The organism is Pseudomonas sp. LBUM1649 (genome assembly GCF_059716155.1).
This window is the reverse complement of record NZ_CP166807.1, coordinates 1,834,285-1,854,941: the sequence shown is the minus strand read 5'-3', so window position 1 is coordinate 1,854,941 and position 20,657 is coordinate 1,834,285. Positions and strand designations below refer to the sequence as shown.

The following is a 20,657-nucleotide window of genomic DNA, read 5'->3' as shown; positions in this document are numbered from 1 at the left end:
GCCAGAGCGTTTTTTAAGACCTCACACACTTCCAACCGGAGATCCAAAGCTCTGGCAGCGTATTGCGGCGCCCATAATAAGATAAGTTAGTTAACAATTAACCAGGCCGCTAGAACACATATATCTAACAAGCATATTGAGTTTATGTCGGCGTTTATTCTAACTACCAAAACGGCGTTCATAGCGGCGCCACAAGGAGCTGTATGTCGCAGGTTTCGATCCCGTGCGTTGCACATTTTCCTTTGGAAGGGCGGCCAGCTAAGGTTGACCCTTTCCTGCTGACTAGTGCAGTACGAATACCTCCAGACCTTTATTTGGACGATAAGCATCATCGATCAATTTACTGCCTCGGTTGTGGGGTCATGTGCAGCCGCACACCACGCAAGAAAGCCAAGCGGAAAGATAACGTACATGCATTCTATGCTCACATTCGTGGTTTTGACGATGTTGGTTGTCCGCACCGAAAACCTGGTTACAGTGCAGGCGTAGACGGTAACAGCGTAGAGAAAAAAGCCATAAACCTCGTCGCTTTTGCGGGATGGAAAACTTTGGACGACGACATAGCCGAGAATGAAGAAGACGAGCAAGTCTCAAAGTCTAAACGCGTCGTTCAAGGTCGGACTGCAAGAGATGGGCAAGAGGATGAACTCGTGTTTGACGCAGATGGAAGTCTGTTCCATGTGGGTAAGTTTCGCACTGTTCGAAGTTTAGTGATGCATGCTCAAACATCTCTGGATAAAAACGTACAATTTTCAGATCAGGAGACGACACGCCTAGGTGACTTGATAATATCAATCGAAAAGATTCTAAAGGATCTTCACCGCTATATAGGAAAGAGCTTTCTTTTTTTCGGTCAGCCGAAATCAGTTAACTCAGGACCGCATGATGTTTTTTTGAATTTCTCAGAGGGCAGGCATCATTTAGCCGGAATCTGTGACCCTCGTATATTTGAGCAGCGGGGCTGGAGAACATCAGAGCTTGGCCACTATTATGTTTTTTATGGGATGCTCGAAATCGATGAATCATACTTGTACGTTCGTATTATGGATTTGGGACAAATCGATCGGCCTCCGGTGTCTGCAAATAGCCTGTTCGATTCATTGCGTTGAAACTGAGCAGAGCGAATTTTTGTCGTCTGCGATATGGGTTTATGCGTTTCCGGCAATGATCTACCGGAAACCAATTGAGGGCTTATCCATGAAACGAACTTAAATAACGAAGAGAAACACCATGTCGCAACAACTTGCTTTGAAAATGAATCACGACACCGATAGTGGCATCGAATCTTACCCAGCCACCCCCCTCAGTTGCCGAACCGCTAACATTGGGAATTATCGGGTTAATAAGGTAAGTGGTGAGATATACGGTGAATACATTGGCTCACCATTCGCTCCCGACCCCATACCTATACAGCAGCAATGCGGCATTCCACGAGCGGCGTATAAACCTCGCCAGCATCTGCACCTTACGACCGTTAACGACAGTAGCGTGGTATACGCGGATTCTGGCGATCCAGTACCGGCACAGCCAATCACTACCGTCACGATTTCCCACGCCAAGCCGAGACGCGGGCCTAAGCCCAAGGTTCGCTTGAACCCGCATTCGGCGATAATCAAAGTTGCTATTGCAGAGAGTGCCCATTGGATCGAGCAAGCTATTATGGCAGGTATGTATATTGCCGTTGAAAGTAGCAATGGCAAGCTGAACATTAAACCTGGGTATCTACGTAAAGTCCTTACGATGAAAGTGATTTCCACCGATACGATTGCTCGCGACCCAGCCTTTCGCAACCACGATTTAGAGCCGGTCGGTGAACGCTACGTCCGATACCTTGCCGCCGCTGGACGGGTAGCACTAGGTTGCATTGAGCGCCATCTAGACCATAATCCAGATGAGCAGCGGCGACTGGAGGCCAAGGTGCTAGCCCCCAGTGAGTGGGGAGAAGAGTTCGATTTAGAGGAAGACGACTATCTCGACGCCCATCAAGCTGCGCCATTTTAATTACGGCAGGATATAATAAGAGAGTGAAACTCGACGTGCCTAGCACAGGTGAGTGAGCTCTCGCTCCAAAGCGTAAGCTTTGAGATTATCATCTATATATAGTTAAGTTTTAGTATCTACGCTACAGCATTATAAACTGTGCCTGAGGCACGAGTTATAAATCTATATAGCAAAGGGGAGAGAGGGGGCAAAAAGCCCCTCCCCGCTTTTGATCTTGATCTTGCCTTTAACTGTGCAGAATACTGTAGAGGCTCTTATTCTGTGGCGCATACGCCACAATTAATAAATCATTGAAGGATTACCAGTGACTATGGTCACAGGGAATTAGTCTGTGCCTATGGCACCATTTCCCCTTGCACAATTCAAAGCAAGATCAGGGGATGGGTTTACCCCCATCCTCCCCTTAGAGCATGTACAGTTGTTATTGGTGCCCAAGGCACAGAGGATAATCCTGGAGAGTCTAGACTTAAAGGGCTGATATCCGTGACTGTCAGTCACCAACTACCTGCACGGTTCAGATCAAAAGCATGTGGGGCTTGTCTGCCCCTGCCCCACCAATTACATGTACGCCGTGAGGCAAGATAACAATTCTATTCAGTACGGATAGGGGGCTCAGCCACCACCCTGCTCTTGATCTTGATCTTGATCTTGATCTTGATCTTGATGTTAACCATGCCGAGAGACATAAGAGAGATGACCTCGTGACGTTACCGTCACGGAATACAGATTTAGTGTCGAAGTCGAAGGTTTATGGGGCTTTGCTCTGCCCACTTCATTTACCAACTCGCCGGCAGGCAGTATTACTACTTATAGGCATGCAACATGCCGATAGGCATTGGATAACAACTCTATACAGAACAGAAGAGAGGGGGCAAGAAGCCCCCCAGCTCTTGATCTTGTTCTAACCTTGCTGATATGCCTTGTGGCGTGAGCCACGGTTAATCAATGCAGGAGGATTAGCGGTGACTATGGTCACAGAGAATTATTTTATGCCTATAGACACCTGTTCCCCTTGTACAAATCAAAGCAAGATCAGGGGATGGGTTAATCCCCATCTTCCCCCTTGTGCTATGTACAGTTGTTATTCGTGCCATGAGGGCACAGGTAAAGGTATTGGAGACCATAGACTTAGAGGCCAGATAATCCATGATTGTCAGTCACCACACACCTGCACAGTTGAGATCAAAAGCTTGTGTTTTTTTGTCCGTCCCCTAACTTGCCCTAAGGCGCTACAACAACTCTCTTAAGCGTAGGTGAGTAGTGCAGCACCATCCGGCGGCGTACCTGGTGCTCCTACCAATTGCGGCAGAGCCACTGTCGCAGACTGCATAGAACCGAGGGTGAGCCCCCGCTACTTGTCAATAAGGTCTAAGAATGAGAATGACGAAGAATAAGATGCGGGTGCTTGAAGCTCTCACTTACATCGACGAGTGCAACAACGTGTTCCCGCCCTATACAGCTGCAAATGTGCAGGTAACTAATAAGCGACCACCCCGATATCTAACTCGCCGAGGCGTCGGCTACAGGGGGCGATCCGCTTGTGGCACGTCAACTCCCCTGTTTGTAGTGCGTTGCCACTACAGGTGCTAAGCCAGTCTCTCTTTTCGTGCAACGAATCCACTGAACGCAGTTTTGCGTCGGGCTCTCACACAGTAAATGTGAGAAAAACCGCTCAGGAAAAGATGATTCACTTGAGAATCATGTCCCCAGCAGCCAACCAACCATCCGTCGATTCCGCTAGCAGAAGGTTTGATGTGCTGGCCATTTGCCGCTAAACCATATGGCGACGATCAGCATAAAGGTGATGAAATGGCATCGAGATTTGTTGTCGTTCCAGGGATACCAAAGGAAACGGGGTCAGTACGTATTGGTTCCCGTTTCTACTCCAGCATGGCGCCTTGCGGCTACAACATCTACGACAACAAGGAAAAGTGTCGACTACCCGCGTCATTCCCAACACGAATGGAAGCTGAGGCTGAGTGCGAAGCGAAAAACTCAGAGCAGTTATTCAGCTCAATGTACTGACTGCGACCCGCGAGATTCTTCTTGTAAGTCGTTCGTCGAGATAAGCAGCCTCAGTTCTGCGTCATCGTCGCAGCCGATCTCCTAGCTCTTCATGAATCCAGCCGTCGCACCTCCAGCCCTATCAAAGTAGTAGACAAGTCTGGTAGCCCAGCAACACCCTAAAAACCGCTATCAAATGACTATTGCGGATAGCCATATGATTCAATTATCATTGATCTATCGATACCGAGAGCAAAGGATAGTAGGCCATGAATACTCATCTTTACCTGCGTGCATCAACCAAGGATCAGGATGCCCACCGTGCGAAAGTCGCACTGGAATCGTTCGCTGCTGACAAGGGTTTACACATAACCGGTGTGTACGCCGAGAACATCAGCGGCACCAAACTCAACCGCCCTGAACTGATGCGGCTGCTAAGTACTGCCGAGAAGGGTGAAGTGCTACTGGTAGAGTCAGTAGACCGGCTGAGTCGCCTCTCTCAAACCGACTGGGACACTCTCAAGGCAACCATAAAGGCCAAGGGCCTTCGCCTGGTTGTAGCCGATCTGCCCACCAGTCATATGATGGTTGAGGACAAGGGTATCACCGGCCAAATCATGGAAGTAATCAACAGTATGTTGCTCGACCTAATGGCGACCATGGCCCGCCTTGATCAGGAGAAGCGAGTACAGCGGATTAGGCAAGGTTTGGAGAACAAGCGTGCGGCAGAGCCTGAGTGGAAGCCAGCGGGTAAGGGTCGTAATCAAGCGAAGTGGGACAAAGTAGCGGGCTTGCTTAAGCGAAACGGCAATACCGTGGAAGAAATTGCCAAGATTGCCGACGTGGGAATTGCAACCGTGTACCGCATCAAGCGGGAGCTGACTCTGTAAGCTCCTCCAGCGTGACATCAGCCGCCTACGGGCGGTTTTTTGTACCCGTGATATTTTGAATTTGTAGCCGCTCACAGCGAGATGGCACGGGAATGGCTCTTAACCTCGACCCACCCGTGCGAGAATCTGCCGTACTGCCATTACCTCGTTGATATTTCCGCCACAGATTCACGGGCAATACACGGCCAGGGGCCAGTGCCAATTATAAAAATTTGGCTATCAGCGGAACTCAAGGAGTGGCTTATGACCGACAGAGAACGGCCAAGAGCAGACCCTGCTTGTGTCTATAACCGAGACTCCATTCACCGATGTGGTCGCCCCCCCCTAAAAATGAATCGCGTGCATCCCCGCACGCTCAACCGGCACATGTACGCGGCTCGTGACGCCCTGTTTGGGAAGGCTCTATAGGTATTGGCACACCACATAACGTGACAAATTACCTGAATGCCTTACGCAAGCTCAGTTCACACCTTCCCAGGACGCTCGCCTAACCAGCCTTCTGATATAACGAATTAAATCACGGATATTTACCTATAGAGCAGACCCTTATACGATGAAATCTGCATCTACTGCTCTCCATCAGGTCTGAGTAAGCTATAGTTATTATCAATGACAAAGCGGCGTAACAAATTGTGTTCTATCGCCACGCAAGATTTTGAACGGAAAAACAAGAAAAGCGGTATACTCAATTATTTCTACAATTAAATACAATAACATTGAGCGCTGGAACGATGAACAACACTAGTTTTCTGGCCGAAAGCCCTAAAGCCTTCAGCATAGTTATAGTCAATTACAAAACACCAGAAATTACCAAGATATGCTTAGACTTATTGCACCAGCATGTGGGCAGCAACAGCGTCCCCATATGGGTGGTTGACAACTACTCCGCCGATGAAAGCACTGAATATTTACGAACTCTTGACTGGATCAATTTAATCGAGCGTTCTGTTTCTGAACCAGAACCGGGCCATATCGCGCATGGCAAAGCACTTGACCTGGTTTTGGAACGAATTGAAACTGATTATTTATTCCTAATGCACACTGACACATTTGTTTTCGATAAAAATGTTTTTCCTATGATGCTAAATAAATGCTTGAAAAATCAAAAAGTCGTAGCCGTCGGTTGTGTTGAACAAATAAACCGTGGTGCCACGAGAACTCTTTGGCGCTTTAGCTCACGACTATTCAAACATCATTTCAGACATCTGAAAATCTCCATGGGATTACGTTCCAGAGAACCAAAACCGTACAGAGAAGTCTACTTGAAGAGTTTCTGCACATTGTGGAACTGCAAACTTATCAAACAGCACAACATGCATTTTTCGATGGATGATCGCGTGCCAGGCTATACTCTCCAAGACCGCATGACCGAGCTTGGCTATGTCATTGAAATGTTATCGCCGCGTAAAATTTTCAGCTATTTGGATCACATTCAGGCCGGTACGGTCGCAGCGGCTGGCGGCTATGAAAAGACTCATAGACGAACCAAAATGTACAACAACATCCTTAAGCGCCTGAACAAGGACAGCAAAAGTTAAGCTACAAATACACGCAACGAGCAGTGCGTTCAACTCTGCCTGAAGTCACCCATAAGTCTTTATATTAAGTTAATGGAACGGTAATGGCACCCATTAGTCAAGCACTACCTATCACCCTCTCCCCGGAGCTTGATTTCGACCAAAACGCCGCCAGCGCATTTGGTGACTCATTGGCCAGTCGCTACATTCAGGCTACGCCATTTCCGCACATTGTCATCGATAACTTCTTACACGAAGACCTAATTGCGAGTATCTGCTCGCACTTCCCAATTGAGCCAACCAACAACGAAATGCTCTACGAGCGCGGCTATAAAGGTCAACGAAAACGTCAAATCAGCCCCAACGAATGCGCCCCCTATTTGAAAACTATTTTCAACGTCTTCAACTCGGCTCCCATGTTGCAGTTTCTTGAAAAGCTCACAGGCATCGAAGGCTTGATACCCGACCCCTACTTTACCGGTGGCGGTCTGCATGAAACGAAAAGTGGTGGTTTCCTGGGGGTACACTCGGACTTCAGGCTCAACAAAAAGCTTAATGTTGAGCGTAGACTGAATATCATAATTTATCTGAATGAAGACTGGCGAGAGGAATACGGCGGCAACCTGGAACTTTGGGATGTCAACATGAAGACCTGCCTTAAAAAAGTTCTGCCCATTTACAATCGCTGTGTCATTTTCAACACAGACAAAGACAGCAATCATGGACACCCAGAGCCTTTAACGACTCCAGAGCACATCACCCGTAGGTCTATAGCACTTTATTACTACACCGCAGGAACCATAGCGCTCGATCCCACACAAAGAAACAAAACCCACTACAAACCAAGGCCCAAAGATCGTTTAAGCCTAAAATATTACATGAGCAAACTAATCAAGAAGAAAAACTGAACTGCCAGAGGCAGCAATCGGCCATAAGCAGCCATCGGATGGAGTGATGGAAAATGGCAGCTAAGCTTTCCTCTAATGCCGGCCTTTCGCTTAGTCAGCCCTTCGTAACCGTCTCGGAGGGGTGCCAGTGAAACGATATGCAACGCTCGTCGAGGTCCAAACTTTTCGTGCCTGGTACCGAAATAAAATGAGTAATGGTTTTGCCGGATCACCGCCGAGAGTGTTAACGACAACGGGAGTTTTCCAATGCGAGCCAACAGATTGATTTTTGTAGCGTTTCTTTTGATCACAGGTCTGATTTCTCATTCGGCCATCGTCGTTGCCGAAGGGGATGTTGCCAATGATGTCAGGGATGGTGTTAGAGACGTCGACAAAGATGTTGATCGCGATGCAAAAGACGTCGATGAAGAAGCAAAAAAACTGGAAAAAGAACAACATAAAGAAGATCGTCATCTAGACAAGGAAGAGAAAAAACACCTTTGAGGGCTTGACGATGAGCCTAAGGTAAGCGACCGATTTTCTTCCTGCCAGCAGGAGAAATCTTGATTCAGTCCCGTTTTCTCACTGAGTACGGGATATCAGTGTAGGCATGGATCCAGGCCCTTGCGCCTGCTCGTGTCTGCTCTACACTGCAAAACGTTGCGCGCAAATCTACTCAAGGCCACGCAGGACGTGGTTTTTCACATTGCGCGGTGGGCTGCTCACCTTCGGCAACATGCGGGCGGATTGAATCACAACTGTCATTCCCTGCCATGCTACTGGAGGTCGCAAACATGCCAAGCGCTTTCGGCGTCCGTGCCTTTGCACTCTGCGCGAGCGTGGTCGCTCTTGCGCTCAGCGCATGCTCGACCCAAAGCTCCACCGAGCCTGCGTCCCAGCCTCTGCGGCAAAACCCCGAGTTTTCATACGATGGCAATGGTGTGACTCATGCCACGCTGACGGCGGCCGAGCAACAGGTCAATGTGGGCAATGAGCGATATGTTTCGTTGGTATTCAACGGCGATTACGATTCGCCGCTGATTCGCACGCGACCGGGCGGAACCATGGCGATCCGTCTGGATAATCGTATGGACGAAATCACCAACCTGCATTTTCACGGCATGCAGGTGTCGCCCCTGGACGAAGGCGATAATATTTTTCGCGTGACCCAGCCCCATCAGATTGGCATATACAACGTCAAACTACCGCTGGCTCACAGCCCGGGTGCCTACTGGTATCACAGCCATTTCCATGGCGGATCCCAGCGCCAGGTGTCGGCAGGGATCGCCGGACCGATCCTGGTCGATGGCATGCTTGACCCGTTCCCCGAACTCAAGGGCATCAAGGAACAAGTCCTGGTCCTGCGTAACTTTCAAAAAACACTGACCGGCAAAGTCGCCAGCGAGATCATCACCAGCGCGCCGTCGATTCGCACGATCAATGGCCAGGAAGTGCCGATCATCGACATAAAGCCGGGGGAAACCCAACTCTGGCACTTCATCAATATTGCCGCCAACCAGTACTTCCGAATTCGCATCAACGGCCAGTCGGTGCAGGTGCTGTCGCGCGACGGCAACACCGTTACGCGCAGGGTCGACACTGACCAAGTGCTGATCGGGCCGTCGGCGCGTTTCAGTGTGTTGGTGGTCGGGCCACCGGCGGGATCCTATGAAATCGAAACCGGCTCCGGCAACACTGGCCCGGCGGGCGATGACTATCCCGAAGCCAAACTTGCCGTGCTGCGCTCCAGCGGTGAGCGGGTCGCGACGCGGCAGATCACCAGCGCCTACCCAACGGCCGAGGACTTCAGCAAGATCGCAGTGAACAAGACGCGCCAGTTCGCCTTCCAGGATTCTGACACCGACCCCAATGCGTTCCTGATCAACGGCACACGTTTCGAGCTGGACCGGGTCAACACCACGGTCAAACTTGGTGACGTCGAAGAGTGGCGCCTGTTCAATCCGTCCCAGGAATTGCACCAGTTTCATATTCACCAAGTGGACTTCCAGGTTACCGAAATCAACGATAAACCGGTACAGTTCAGCGGCTATCGGGACAACGTGTTCATACCCGCCACAGGCTCGATCACCGTGCGAATCCCCTTTCGCGATCCGGTAATTCTCGGCAAGTTCGTCTACCACTGTCACATCCTCGAACATGAGGACGGCGGCATGATGCAGGCGATCCAGGTGGTCAAGCCCGAGGACTACGAACAGGCAGTCAAGCTTGAACCCCTCGGCGGGCTGTACGGTGAAAACAACCAGTTGTGCTCCTACCTGCGCAACACCGGACAGGACCCGAAAGCGTCCAGCCCACTGATCAAGTAAAAGGGGTACGCCATGTACAACTATCGCTTGGCTGTGTTGTTGATGGGATCGGTGTGGGCCGTTGAGTCGACGCTGGCCGATGACGGGCAGTACCCCAATGTCGGCATGGATTACGACGCGACGTTTCAATATGACCACGTTCATGGCGATTCGCCCCAGGGCGGCAACCGCAACACCGGGGACGCGTACCCGGACATCAACACCACGTTCTACTTTCGCTTAACCCATGATCAGCAGATACAGCTGTCCACCGAGATCAATCCCGTAGCCGGGCCTGAACCTGGGCAAAAGCGTTTCTTCGAAGACGTGGGGCTGGTGATCAATGACTTGAACTACTACCAGAACAACGCCAACTCGGCCTTTTCGGTCGGCAAATACCATGTGCCGTTCGGTCGGGCGCAGGACCAGGCGCCCGGCCTCTACACCAATGATTACGTCGCCACCTACGACCTCGACGGCATGCTCGGCGGCACAGTGGCGTACCGCTTTTTCGACCAGAAACTGGGGATGATTGAACCCAACCTCAGCGTGTATACCGCGGACAATTCGTTTCTCGGCCGGCCCTACCTGCGCCATGGCGAGAAGTTGCAGCGCAGCGATGGCGGGCCATCGAATACCGGCAAGCTCGACTCCTATGCGATGACGGTGAACTGGATAGCGATTCCGGCGGTGCCTTATCTGGAAATGCAGGCTGGCTATATGTTCAACAAACAGGCCGAGGATACGACGCAGCCCGATCCACCTGGCGAAGACGATGAAACCATCAAGATCGCCTCGGCCCGCTATATCTGGGCCTATGCGCCGAGTACCGATCTTGAGCCTACACTGGACGGGCGTTACTTCGATATCGTGCCCTTCATCGAATTCGCCGATGTCGACAGCGAAGATGGCATCAAGGGCAATGACACCCGCTACCTGACTACTTCCCTGACCTTCGATTTCGGCGACTGGGCGCTGGGCGCGACGCGCACCGACAAGCATCGCGAATCGACCGGGGGCGCGGATCGGCAGGACTACCTCAACGAGTTGAGCCTGACCTACAACATCACTGGTCAGATCAAACTTGGCTTGTCCGCCGGCACCCAGAAAGAGGACGGCCAGATGTCCGAACTGGTGGGCTTGGCGCTGACCTATTCGGGAGGGTACTGAGCAATGAAGTGGCTAACGACGCTGTTTTTGATCGGATTGGCAACCTGCACGACAGCGGCGCCCCGCACCGATATCGGCGGGCCATTCCAGCTGACCAATCAGAATGGCCAGCGCGTCACGGAGCGCAGTTTTGGCGAGCCCACGCTGCTGTATTTCGGCTTCATGACCTGCCCGGCCATTTGCCCCACTGACCTTGCGAAAATGGCCCGCATCAGTCGGCAATTACAACAACAGCAGGGTATTTCGGTACGACCGGTATTCGTCACCATCGACCCGGAACGGGACACACCAAAAAAGCTCAAGGAGTACGTGAAGTACTTCGCCGACAACTTCGTAGGTTTAACCGGCTCGGCGCAAGAGATCACCCGCATCACCGACGCCTATCACGTGTATTACAAAAAAGTGCCGACCGGCGATCAACCGGGGCAATACATGATGGATCATTCCACCCTCCTGTTTTTACTCGATGCCCAAGGCCGCTACCTCAAGCATTTCGGGCGTGGGCTGGATGAAAAGGAAATCGAGAAACAGGTAGTCGCTGCACTGACTGATGCCTCGGCCTGACGTGCCTGTATCGGTCAGACGGATGGGAGCGGCGTTTCTGTTATCAGGTTGTTAACCCATGCGCGGAAAAATGCCATGAACGAAACAAAGTCTCCTGTCAGCTTGAACGAAGACGTTTGTGTTCATATCTTTACCGCCTCTGCCGCCATGGTCGGCGTATGCATTACGGTGATCGGGATTTTTCAAGTAGTGACCACGTTGAGAAGTGAGGATTCGCTGGGGGATGACTTTCTTGCGATCAATGCCATTTTGTACTTGGTCACAACACTTCTATCGTACTGGGCGCTGCGTACCAGACAGTTGAACCGAAATCACTTGTTGGAAAAGTTAATCGACGGTCTTTTTCTGACTGCCCTGACCTGCACGACGGGCATTGCAGGCTTTATTACGTGGGCGATCACACTGAAGTAGTTGTTAAAAACACTCCTGTGTTGCGCTCGCCTGTCAGGCTTTAACTCACGATCCAAAACCTGCAAAATTGCCGGCTTTTTTCGTGACAGGAAGTCCCTGTGCCGCAGTATTCCGCCTCTCCCACCGGCAGCTTAGGGTCGTCTTCTGCCGGTGATCGAAAGGAAACGTGCTGGTCGAATCTGTCCAAAGAACTGGTCAGGTCGAACGCAAACAATTGGGCAGGTCTGTGCAATGACCCAGGGAGCAACCTAGATCATTTTTTGCAGGGGTAGGCAGTATGGAAGGCGAGCATCGTTATAAAGCTACTGTCGATGGCGCGTGTGCCCGGATACGACTTCAGTAAGTCAACCACGTTTCGTACTCGTTGGCCTATCTTGATATCCCACACTGGGAAGCAAAGTCACATGTGGTCCTGACGAGATACGCTTAAGCTTTTCATCTGCATGATGGGGGGGTCTTTAAGTGACAAACCGCGTGACTAAGCAACCAGCCGTTCTTCTGTCATCGAGATAATCGTGTCCAGCCCACGTCAAACGATAAAAAATATTTTCCGGAGTATCGTAGTGTTCTGAGTATTTCTTCACGAATCCAGCATCTTCGAGGATCTCCATCTGATACTCCAAGCTTCTTTGGAAATCTCCAAGATGCTCACTATCATCAGAGACGCCATAGTCGTGTTCAAGCTGATGCGTAATTTCCGAATATGACGACCCAACGGATATCAGGCTGGATTCAATGCACGACAAAACTGCAAAAATCAGCGTGTTGTCTCGTTTCACATTGCACCCCACAGAAATTGACTGCTTTGGTTCGATTCTATTCTTATCGAATTACTATAGAAACAAAAAGCCGGCTTGGCTCCCGAGTCTTAAGACCTGCGACGACCAACCCAATGTATTTGATTTCATGAGGTTCCCACAATCCAGCCAAGCGGATAGCCGTCAACACGTCTTCAAGCTCGCTCCATGAGTCTTGCCCCTGCTCAGCAAACCCGCCCCTTTCTATGTGCTGGAATGCAACTGCTTTGTCAGCTCGATGCTGTGAAGCGTTACTCGATTTGCAGACGACTATATCGCTGTGCAAAATTCCAGCGTGTATTCCAGCTCGTTAACGGGTCACTCGACATTGAGGTCATCCACTGAAAATTGGAGATGGACCTTCAGAAAGACAATGTACTACCCAGTGTCCTGCTAGCCCTGAACGAGAGCCAGATAGCTATCGCTGCTGCCATCGAAGAACTGGCAAAATGGGTCGAGGTGCGCAGTTCGGTTACTGTCCGAAGACACGTCAGGGATTTCCTTGACCACCTCGACTGAACCCAGCGGACGATTGACGAAGGCATAGGTGCCCTTTCGCAAGATGTCTGAAGTTGCGTAGGAGGCCAGAAAGGATCGCCGAGAGCATGCCGTTCATGGGGCACCGCTCAGGTGGGCTTAAACGCTGAAACAGGTGGTAAGCCTAATGCCACCTCACTCAAGGGGACTGTCATAAATTTTGTGTTCGGGCATAACATGTTGAAGAGGTGCATGTATGCCGACCAAAAAGAAACCGGCCCGCGAGGCCCAGCGTGACCTACCATCCATTCCAAAAGAGCTGATCGACCAGTTCGTGAACGGTCCGATGAGTGCCGAAGCCATTCAGGACGCTTCGATGGCGTTCAAAAAGGCGCTGATTGAACGAGCCTTGGGAGCCGAACTCGGCCACCACCTTGGCTACCCTCAGGGCGCGCAGCGCCCTGAGGAGTCGAGCAACCAGCGTAATGGTAAGAGCGGCAAGACCGTGCTGACCGATGACGGCCCGCTTCGCCTGGACATCCCCAGAGACCGCGATGGCAGCTTTGCTCCGATTCTGATCCCCAAGCACGAGCGCCGCTTTACCGGCTTCGATGACAAGATTATTGCCATGTATGCACGCGGCATGAGCGTGCGCGAGATTCGTGCATTTCTATCGGAGCAATACGGCACAGATGTCTCCCATGACTTCATCAGCTCAGTCACCGATGCAGTTCTGGAAGAGGTCAGTGCTTGGCAGCAGCGACCACTTGAACCCATGTACCCAGTCATTTTCTTCGATGCTCTGCGGGTCAAAATCCGTGACGAGGGGGTGGTTCGCAACAAGGCCATTTACTTAGCCCTGGGCGTATTGCCGGACGGTACACGAGATATTCTGGGCATCTGGATTGAAACGACCGAGGGTGCCAAGTTCTGGATGAAGGTTTTCAATGACCTCAAGACTCGAGGCGTCGAAGACGTTTTGATCGCTGTCACTGACGGACTCAAAGGCATGCCAGAAGCCTTGAGTGCGGTGTTCCCTCAGACGACGCTGCAGACCTGCATCGTCCACTTGATCCGTAACAGCCTTGATTACGCGGCCTGGGATAAACGTCGCGAACTGGCCAAAGCCCTGAAGCCGATTTATCAAGCACTCAACGCTGAAGTTGCCGAGCAGGCTTTAGATGCCTTCGAATCTGGACCTTGGGGTAAACAATATCCAACGGTGGCTGCTGCCTGGAGGCGTGCCTGGGACCGAGTCATCCCGTTTTTCATCTTCCCGCCAGCCATACGAAAAGTGATCTACACCACCAACGCCATCGAGAGCATCAATGCTCAGTTGCGCAAGATCATCAAGACAAGAGGACATTTTCCAACCGATGATGCGGCGACAAAGCTGATCTGGCTGGCACTGCAAAATATCACCGCCAATTGGGGCAGTCCGGCCCATGACTGGAAGAACGCAATGAATCAGTTCGCGGTTTTGTACGGAGATCGATTCATCAGGCCAACTTGGTGAAATGAAGGCCTGCCTTACGGCAGGCTGTTACCGGCCCGCACACAAAAAATCTGACACTCTCCACTCAAGACGACCTATCTTCATCTCCATCATGAGAGATATCCTCATCACTTGAGGACTCCCTGCACCACGAGTAGAAGCGTACAACTCCAGCCACAGCACCAGCAGTTGCTGCAAAACCGGCAACAATGGGCGCCGCTGCCACAATCAAGGGAGCACTTGTAAGCCCAAGCGCGACGGTCACGGCAGTTATACCGGTAGGGGCGGCAATCGAGGCTATAACACTCGTCGCAGCCGACGCAGCCGTAGTGATGCCAGCCACAGCAACTGTCGACTTGGCAAGTCGATCATGCCGAAGCCCTTTTTTTATTTTTTTTCGAAGTCCCACCATCAGCTCATCCCTGATGATCAATGCAGACACTTTAGCCAATGTCCGCGCCATGGAAAAGAAACCTCTCAAAGCAAACCACCCACCATCGCCACTCTAGAACCTTACGACGCAGCAAGGGCACACTTGATGAAAATCACTCGCCCCGCAATAGCCAGGTAAAAAAGTCGATCACTCGGCACAATCGAGCTTGGGAGGAAGCTTATGGAACGCTAGAATGCCCAGCACAGTGCACCACTTAGGTGTACCTAAACGCTGTCACACTTCGATTTTTTTTGACTGAGAAATCCTTGAGAATTCAAGGACTTAGAGATAGGTGGTAACCCCACCAGCCACACCCCGGCACACAATGTCACCGCTGCGGCTGCTCCCTTCCAGGCCTGACCGGGTTCACGGTTGATCGTTGCGGGGGGACCGATGGGGTCACCATAACGACGCTCACCTGACGGCGAGCCGCGCCATTGTACCTATCTGAGACGAAGTTACAACCGTTCGAGCGGATTAAAAAATATGAGCTGGTTCAAGGACATGCAATGGCCTAGAAAATCTCGTGGTGCATTGACTGTAGCGAAGACGGCCTGACAGCCGACCAATCTCTCGCGGCTGTACCCGATCTACTGTGGGAGCTGGCCTGCCAGCGATAGCGGTCTGACAGCCGACCTGGATATTGTTGACTGAGTACATATCCATTCCTGCGGTAACGGCCACCTAGGGTTTCGCTTTTACAGCGAGTCACTTGGAAAAGCCTGTAGGAGCGAGCATGCTCGCGAAAAACGCCGGGACAACGCGTTCATTCAGGCAGGGCGCGTTATCGTTGACCTCCATCGCGAGCAAGCTCGCTCCTACAGAGAACCTCCACTCGGCCTCTCGATATGGCAAGAAAATCAAAAGCCAAATCAAAAGCTCGCGCGAGGCGGCCTACCGGCCGGCCTGATCGAGAGCCGTATGCAATTCCCTGTACGAGCGAGCCTGCTCGCGATGGTCGTCAACGATAACGCGTGGTAGCTGATTCACCGGCAAGCCAGCGCCTACTCTTCCCAATCAGCCTTCGCAATGTGCAACCCATGCAACCCCTTGTACGCCGCACGCTCCGGCTGGCTCCAGCCCTCGAGCAACGAATCATCCAGTCGATAGACCTCCACCCCCAACGGGTGGCACACGCTCAGCGGATCCTGTGCATCCGGCCCCCACATGGCCAGCGACAGATCGCCTCCCGGGCAGGTCGATAATGCACACAGCAAATCGATCTCGGCGAAGAACTCCAGGTAATCGCCCTTCTGCGCCGGACAGGCCTTCATGAAGTACATGTCGTCGTGGTTCAGCCCCGCGCACTGGAAAATGTTCAGCACGTCATGCACGTCGAATTCGGTCAGGCCGTGGGGCAGTACCGCGCGAGTCAGGTTGGAGTGGCAATGATGATGGAAGTCCTCGCCGGTGAGCATTTTGTTCACGTACGGGTCGCAGCGGGTACCCAGCAAGTCGTGCAGGCGCCCGCCATGTTCATCGATACCGTACGCCGCGAGGCTGTCATCGGTGATGGTCACCAGCGGCCGCAAGAACGGCAGGTTCGACCAGAGCCTGTCGTGGGTGCTGACGTGCGCGCCCTGCAACTGCCGGGTCCGCGCCGCCCACAAGCGTTCGCGCGGATCGTTGGCGTTCCAGACATTGAAGTCCCCCACTTGCGGCCCCACCGGCGTGGTGACGCGAAACACGTGCCCGGCCGGGACCGTCCAGGCACGGCCGGTACGAATCGGCACTTCGAATGACTCGATCAGGGTGCGCCCGTCCCTGGCGTCGCGAACCCGCTCGTAGAAGACCTTGTCCACTTGCAAGGCCGAGCCTTTGCTGACTTGATAGGCCGCCGGATAGTCTTTGTACATGGCACAGATCCTCGATCAGTGATGGGAAGCAGGGGCAAGCAATTGCAACAGCAGGTGTTCGGAATCGTCGAGATACAGGCTCATGGCATCTTCAGCCCCGCGCTTGTCGCCCTCGGCGAGCAGCTGATGGATCTGCCGATCGCGAGCGTGCGGCGAACCTGGAACAGGTCCCGCACATCCTCGATCCCAACCGGCGCACCATTACACCCTTGTTGCGCACATAGCGGGTCAGACCCTCCTGCCCCAAGCGGTGCAAGGCCTCCCGAATGGTATTGCGCGAAGCGCTGTAAGCTGCCACCAGATCGCTTTCCACCAAGGCCATGCCGGGCAGCAACCGCCCACCAATGACGTCGCCGCGTAACTCCAGTGTGATGTGTGATCGGCCAATGACAGTCCGCTGTTCATACCCATTTCCTCGGATTGTTCAACAATCGCTGATGAATGAATAATCACTATTCGTGACATATTCCATTGGCGTTTCGATCAAGTTCGACGCATCTGCATGCTTTTTAGAAATAGAAGTACAGTCACCATCCAATTTTCATTGGTTAATATGGCGCATTGATGTGGAGATATCAGATGCGTTACTCGCAGGACCATAAAGCCCAGACCCACCAACGCATCATCAAGGAGGCTTCCGTGCGCTTTCGCCGTGACGGCATCGGCGCGACTGGCCTGCAACCCCTGATGAAAGCGCTGGGCTTGACCCACGGGGGCTTTTATTCACACTTCAAGTCCAAGGATGAGTTGGTGGAAAAAGCGTTACAGGCTGCCGGGGATCAAGTGGACGTCACCTGCGCAGAGCTGTTCGCCCACGACCGTCCGCTGGAGGCGTTCATCAACGCCTACTTGTCTGAATGGCACCAGACTTCGCCCCACGAAGGCTGCCCGCTGCCGACCATGTCCTCGGAACTCGGCATGCGCGGCCAGCCAAGTCCTACTTCAGACGCGGTACTCCATGCACGACTTCGCCAGATCCAAGGCACACTCGAGGCTGAAAACATTGAGCACCGCAGCATCGTCATCATGTCCGCACTGATCGGCGCGCTGCTGCTTTCGCGCAGCGTCGAGAACCCCGAGCTGGCGGCCGAGATCCTCGAGGTGACACGCACCTACCTCAATCAATCCGGGACTAGCCAACCCAGCGCTTGAACAGCACACTGGCATTGACCCCGCCAAACCCGAAACCGTTGGACAGCGCATACTCGATCACCATGGGCCGAGCCTGGCCATGGACAATGTCCACGCCCTCGCTGGCCGGGTCCGGGTTATCGAGATTGAGGGTCGCCGGCACGATCTGGTCCCGGATCGCCAGCAGCGTGAAAATGGCTTCGATCCCGCCGGCGGCACCGAGTAAATGACCGGTGGCCGATTTGGTCGAGGTCACTGCAATGCCGTTGTTCGAACCGAACAACGCCTTGATGGCTGCCAACTCCCCCAGGTCGCCCACTGGCGTCGAGGTGGCGTGCGCATTCAGATGCTGGACCTGCGCCGGCAAAATCCCCGCCTGCGCCAATGCCAATGACATCGCCCGTCGAGCGCCACTGCCATCCTCAGGCCCCGAGGTAAGGTGATAGGCGTCGGCGCTGGTGCCATAACCGACCACTTCTGCCAAGGGTTGAGCGCCCCGGGCCAAGGCATGCTCCAGGGATTCGACCACCAGCAGGCCTGCCCCCTCGCCCATGACAAAGCCATCGCGATCGCTGTCGAACGGTCGCGAGGCGCGCTCCGGGGTGTCGTTGAAAGCGCTGGACAAGGCACGTGCCGCCGCAAAGCCGGCGAGGCTGACCCGATCGATCGCCGCCTCCGCACCCCCACACACCGCAATATCCGCCTCGCCGGAACGAATCAACCGCACAGCATCGCCAATGGCCTGGACTCCGGCCGCACAGGCCGTGACTGGCGCCCCCAGCGGGCCCTTGAACCCATGCTGGATCGACACATGACCTGCCGCCAGGTTGACCAGGAACGAAGGAATGGTGAACGGCGACAAACGTCGCGGCCCACGGCTGTCCGTGGTGCGCACCGCATCGGCAATCGCCCCGAACCCCCCGACACCGGAACCGATGATGGTTGCCGTACGCTCCTGGGCATCGGCTGTTTGCGCCTGCCAACCCGCCTGCTCGATGGCCTGACGCGCCGCCTCCATGGCAAACAGGATGAACCGATCCATCTTCTTCTGTTCTTTGGGCGCTGTTGCCCGATCCGGGTCAAAACCCGCCTCCGGATCCTCTGCCAGGGTTGGCACAGCCCCGCCGACCTTGGCCGGCAGATCGGCCACCACCTCGTCCGGCAAGTTGCGCAACCCTGAACGCCCGGCCAACAACCGCGCCCAGACCGCTTCAACGCCGCTACCCAGCGGAGACACCAGCCCCATGCCTGTCACTACCACTCGACGATCACTCATACCGCAACCACCTCATTCCGGTTCGCGCGCGTCATTTGTAACGCGCTGCCGCTTTGCTTCTGGAAAGATTAGGCGCCATGACGAGACGCGCCGCCACAAATGCATCCCAGTCGCCTGCATCCGGCAATGAAGGAATGGTGACCAACTCACCCTGATCCAGACCAGCAAGGGCTGCATCGACCATATCCCCCGCCTCCATGACCATCTCCGCCGGAATCTGCGAAGCATCGATACCCGAGCGCTCCCAGATCTCAGTGCGTGTCACCCCTGGCAACACAGCCTGGACCTTGACGCCAGTGCCGTCGAGCTCGGCGTCCAACGACTGGGTCAGACTCAACACATAAGCCTTGCTCGCGCTGTACGTCGCATTGAAACGCTCGGGAAACAACGCCACCACCGACGCAATGTTGATGATCGTGCCCCGACCCGCCTTGGCAAAACTCGCCGCCGCAGCCGACGCCAAACGCGTGACCGCCGTGATATTCAACTGAATCATGCGCTCCATCTGGTCCAGATCGGCGTTGGCCAACAACCCATCCGCCGCCACCCCCGCATTGTTCAGCAACAGACTGATACTCGAATCACTGCGCAGACGCTGCTCAAGCTTCAGCACATCATCCTTCTGCGTCAAATCCGCCTTGAACACCTCGACCTTTACACCATGGGCATCGCGCAACGCGCTCGCCGCCGCCTCAAGACGCCCTTGATCACGGGCGACCAACAACAAATCAAAACCACGCGCCGCCAACCGCTGCGCGTAGATCGCACCGATACCGGAGGAGGCACCGGTGACTAGGGCGGTACCTTGGGACTGGATGGAAGTCATGACGTTGCTCCTGGGAGATGCCAGAGGAATGCATAAGCGCCTAGTTCACAGCGCGCTGAGACGGATAGCTGATTTATTATAGGCATAATTTAATTGGTTTATGATAGCCGTAATTTTTTCATTGGCGACGAAAGGCAAAACCATGCAGCATCCGCCAGAATGCAAAAAGGCCGGTCAATGACCGGCCTTCCAAGGCTGACTTACAAGCTTAGTTCACCTGAAGCTTCTCGCGATTCTTATCCAGAAGGGCCTTGCCGAACCCCTTCACCTCGAGCAACTCCTCGACGGATGCAAAAGGACCATTACTTTCACGATACGCAACAATCGCCCGAGCCTTGGCCTCCCCCACACCGGATAACTCACGCTGCAAGGTCGGCGCATCAGCCTTGTTGAGGTCCACTTTGACTAATTGCGCACTGGCCGAAGCCTCCATCGCCACCGGAGCCGTGGAAGCCTCCGGCTTGGCTGCGGGCGCTGCATTAGCGGTGATAGAGGCACTGGTGAGCAGGGCAAAAACCAGGGAATAGAAATAGCCTGTACGCATAAATGACGCTCCATGACATCGGTTGAGGAAGCAGCTTTTCCGCAGCTGCTTCCTCAAGTTAGGCGATGTAGG

At 53.3% G+C, this 20,657-nt stretch carries 19 protein-coding genes, 1 other RNA gene and 1 pseudogene; 13 read left to right on the top strand and 8 right to left on the bottom strand.

Going from position 1 to position 20,657, the window contains the following annotated elements; translation table 11 throughout:
- Positions 1-203 precede the first annotated feature (203 nt).
- The 10 genes from ACA058_RS08610 (at position 204) to ACA058_RS08565 (ending at position 11,750) form a co-directional block, all read left to right on the top strand.
- Entirely contained in the window at positions 204-1,109 is a 906-nt protein-coding gene (locus ACA058_RS08610; protein WP_497638698.1) for a hypothetical protein, read from the top strand.
- Between the two features lie 121 nt (positions 1,110-1,230).
- Positions 1,231-2,001, top strand: coding sequence for a hypothetical protein (locus tag ACA058_RS08605; protein WP_497638697.1), 771 nt, complete (start codon positions 1,231-1,233; stop codon positions 1,999-2,001).
- A 2,273-nt stretch (positions 2,002-4,274) separates the two neighbouring features.
- A complete protein-coding gene (locus tag ACA058_RS08600; protein ID WP_497638696.1) occupies positions 4,275-4,895 on the top strand; it encodes a recombinase family protein in 621 nt (206 codons plus the stop codon).
- Positions 4,896-5,626: 731 nt separating this feature from the next.
- Complete coding sequence (locus ACA058_RS08595; RefSeq protein WP_497638695.1) at positions 5,627-6,433, top strand: glycosyltransferase; 807 nt, start codon at positions 5,627-5,629, stop codon at positions 6,431-6,433.
- A gap of 83 nt (positions 6,434-6,516) precedes the next feature.
- Positions 6,517-7,320, top strand: coding sequence for a 2OG-Fe(II) oxygenase (locus ACA058_RS08590; RefSeq protein ID WP_497638694.1), 804 nt, complete (start codon positions 6,517-6,519; stop codon positions 7,318-7,320).
- Positions 7,321-7,566: 246 nt separating this feature from the next.
- Entirely contained in the window at positions 7,567-7,803 is a 237-nt protein-coding gene (locus ACA058_RS08585; RefSeq protein ID WP_497638693.1) for a hypothetical protein, read from the top strand.
- A 290-nt stretch (positions 7,804-8,093) separates the two neighbouring features.
- Positions 8,094-9,626: a multicopper oxidase family protein gene (locus ACA058_RS08580; protein WP_497638692.1), complete on the top strand. Its 1,533-nt coding sequence runs from the start codon at positions 8,094-8,096 to the stop codon at positions 9,624-9,626.
- Between the two features lie 12 nt (positions 9,627-9,638).
- On the top strand, positions 9,639-10,775 hold the full coding sequence (locus ACA058_RS08575) for a hypothetical protein (RefSeq protein WP_497456220.1): 1,137 nt from the start codon (positions 9,639-9,641) through the stop codon (positions 10,773-10,775).
- Positions 10,776-10,778: 3 nt separating this feature from the next.
- Positions 10,779-11,339: an SCO family protein gene (locus ACA058_RS08570; RefSeq protein ID WP_497638691.1), complete on the top strand. Its 561-nt coding sequence runs from the start codon at positions 10,779-10,781 to the stop codon at positions 11,337-11,339.
- 75 nt (positions 11,340-11,414) lie between these two features.
- On the top strand, positions 11,415-11,750 hold the full coding sequence (locus tag ACA058_RS08565) for a hypothetical protein (protein WP_497334141.1): 336 nt from the start codon (positions 11,415-11,417) through the stop codon (positions 11,748-11,750).
- 458 nt (positions 11,751-12,208) lie between these two features.
- Here the strand turns inward: ACA058_RS08565 and ACA058_RS08560 are convergent, their stop codons facing one another.
- Positions 12,209-12,529, bottom strand: a complete 321-nt coding sequence (locus ACA058_RS08560; protein ID WP_497638690.1) for a DUF2513 domain-containing protein — start codon at positions 12,527-12,529, stop codon at positions 12,209-12,211.
- A 751-nt stretch (positions 12,530-13,280) separates the two neighbouring features.
- Here ACA058_RS08560 and ACA058_RS08555 point away from each other — a divergent pair.
- Positions 13,281-14,540: an IS256 family transposase gene (locus ACA058_RS08555; protein ID WP_497635083.1), complete on the top strand. Its 1,260-nt coding sequence runs from the start codon at positions 13,281-13,283 to the stop codon at positions 14,538-14,540.
- A gap of 64 nt (positions 14,541-14,604) precedes the next feature.
- Here the strand turns inward: ACA058_RS08555 and ACA058_RS08550 are convergent, their stop codons facing one another.
- Together ACA058_RS08550 and ffs are read right to left on the bottom strand one after the other, a co-directional pair.
- Entirely contained in the window at positions 14,605-14,982 is a 378-nt protein-coding gene (locus ACA058_RS08550; RefSeq protein ID WP_497638689.1) for a hypothetical protein, read from the bottom strand.
- A gap of 269 nt (positions 14,983-15,251) precedes the next feature.
- Positions 15,252-15,348: signal recognition particle sRNA small type (gene ffs, locus ACA058_RS08545), an RNA gene on the bottom strand.
- A gap of 340 nt (positions 15,349-15,688) precedes the next feature.
- Between ffs and ACA058_RS08540 the strand changes: the two genes are divergently transcribed.
- Entirely contained in the window at positions 15,689-15,862 is a 174-nt protein-coding gene (locus ACA058_RS08540; protein ID WP_497638688.1) for a hypothetical protein, read from the top strand.
- 94 nt (positions 15,863-15,956) lie between these two features.
- Here ACA058_RS08540 and ACA058_RS08535 read toward each other — a convergent pair whose 3' ends face one another.
- Positions 15,957-16,808 carry an urea carboxylase-associated family protein gene (locus tag ACA058_RS08535; protein ID WP_497638687.1) on the bottom strand — a complete coding sequence of 284 codons (852 nt, stop codon included), beginning with the start codon at positions 16,806-16,808 and terminating at the stop codon, positions 15,957-15,959.
- Between the two features lie 15 nt (positions 16,809-16,823).
- A pseudogene (locus tag ACA058_RS08530) lies at positions 16,824-17,213 on the bottom strand (GntR family transcriptional regulator).
- A gap of 174 nt (positions 17,214-17,387) precedes the next feature.
- Here ACA058_RS08530 and ACA058_RS08525 point away from each other — a divergent pair.
- Positions 17,388-17,960, top strand: a complete 573-nt coding sequence (locus ACA058_RS08525) for a TetR/AcrR family transcriptional regulator (RefSeq protein WP_497638686.1) — start codon at positions 17,388-17,390, stop codon at positions 17,958-17,960.
- Here ACA058_RS08525 and fabF read toward each other — a convergent pair.
- The 3 genes from fabF to ACA058_RS08510 all read right to left on the bottom strand — a co-directional run bounded on the left by fabF (position 17,941) and on the right by ACA058_RS08510 (position 20,585).
- Positions 17,941-19,215, bottom strand: a complete 1,275-nt coding sequence (gene fabF, locus ACA058_RS08520; RefSeq protein ID WP_497638685.1) for a beta-ketoacyl-ACP synthase II — start codon at positions 19,213-19,215, stop codon at positions 17,941-17,943. The two genes, ACA058_RS08525 and fabF, sit on opposite strands and share 20 nt — an antisense overlap.
- Positions 19,216-19,246: 31 nt before the next feature.
- Complete coding sequence (locus tag ACA058_RS08515; RefSeq protein WP_497638684.1) at positions 19,247-20,041, bottom strand: SDR family NAD(P)-dependent oxidoreductase; 795 nt, start codon at positions 20,039-20,041, stop codon at positions 19,247-19,249.
- Between the two features lie 208 nt (positions 20,042-20,249).
- Positions 20,250-20,585: a ComEA family DNA-binding protein gene (locus ACA058_RS08510; RefSeq protein WP_497638683.1), complete on the bottom strand. Its 336-nt coding sequence runs from the start codon at positions 20,583-20,585 to the stop codon at positions 20,250-20,252.
- Between the last annotated feature and the right edge of the window lie 72 nt (positions 20,586-20,657).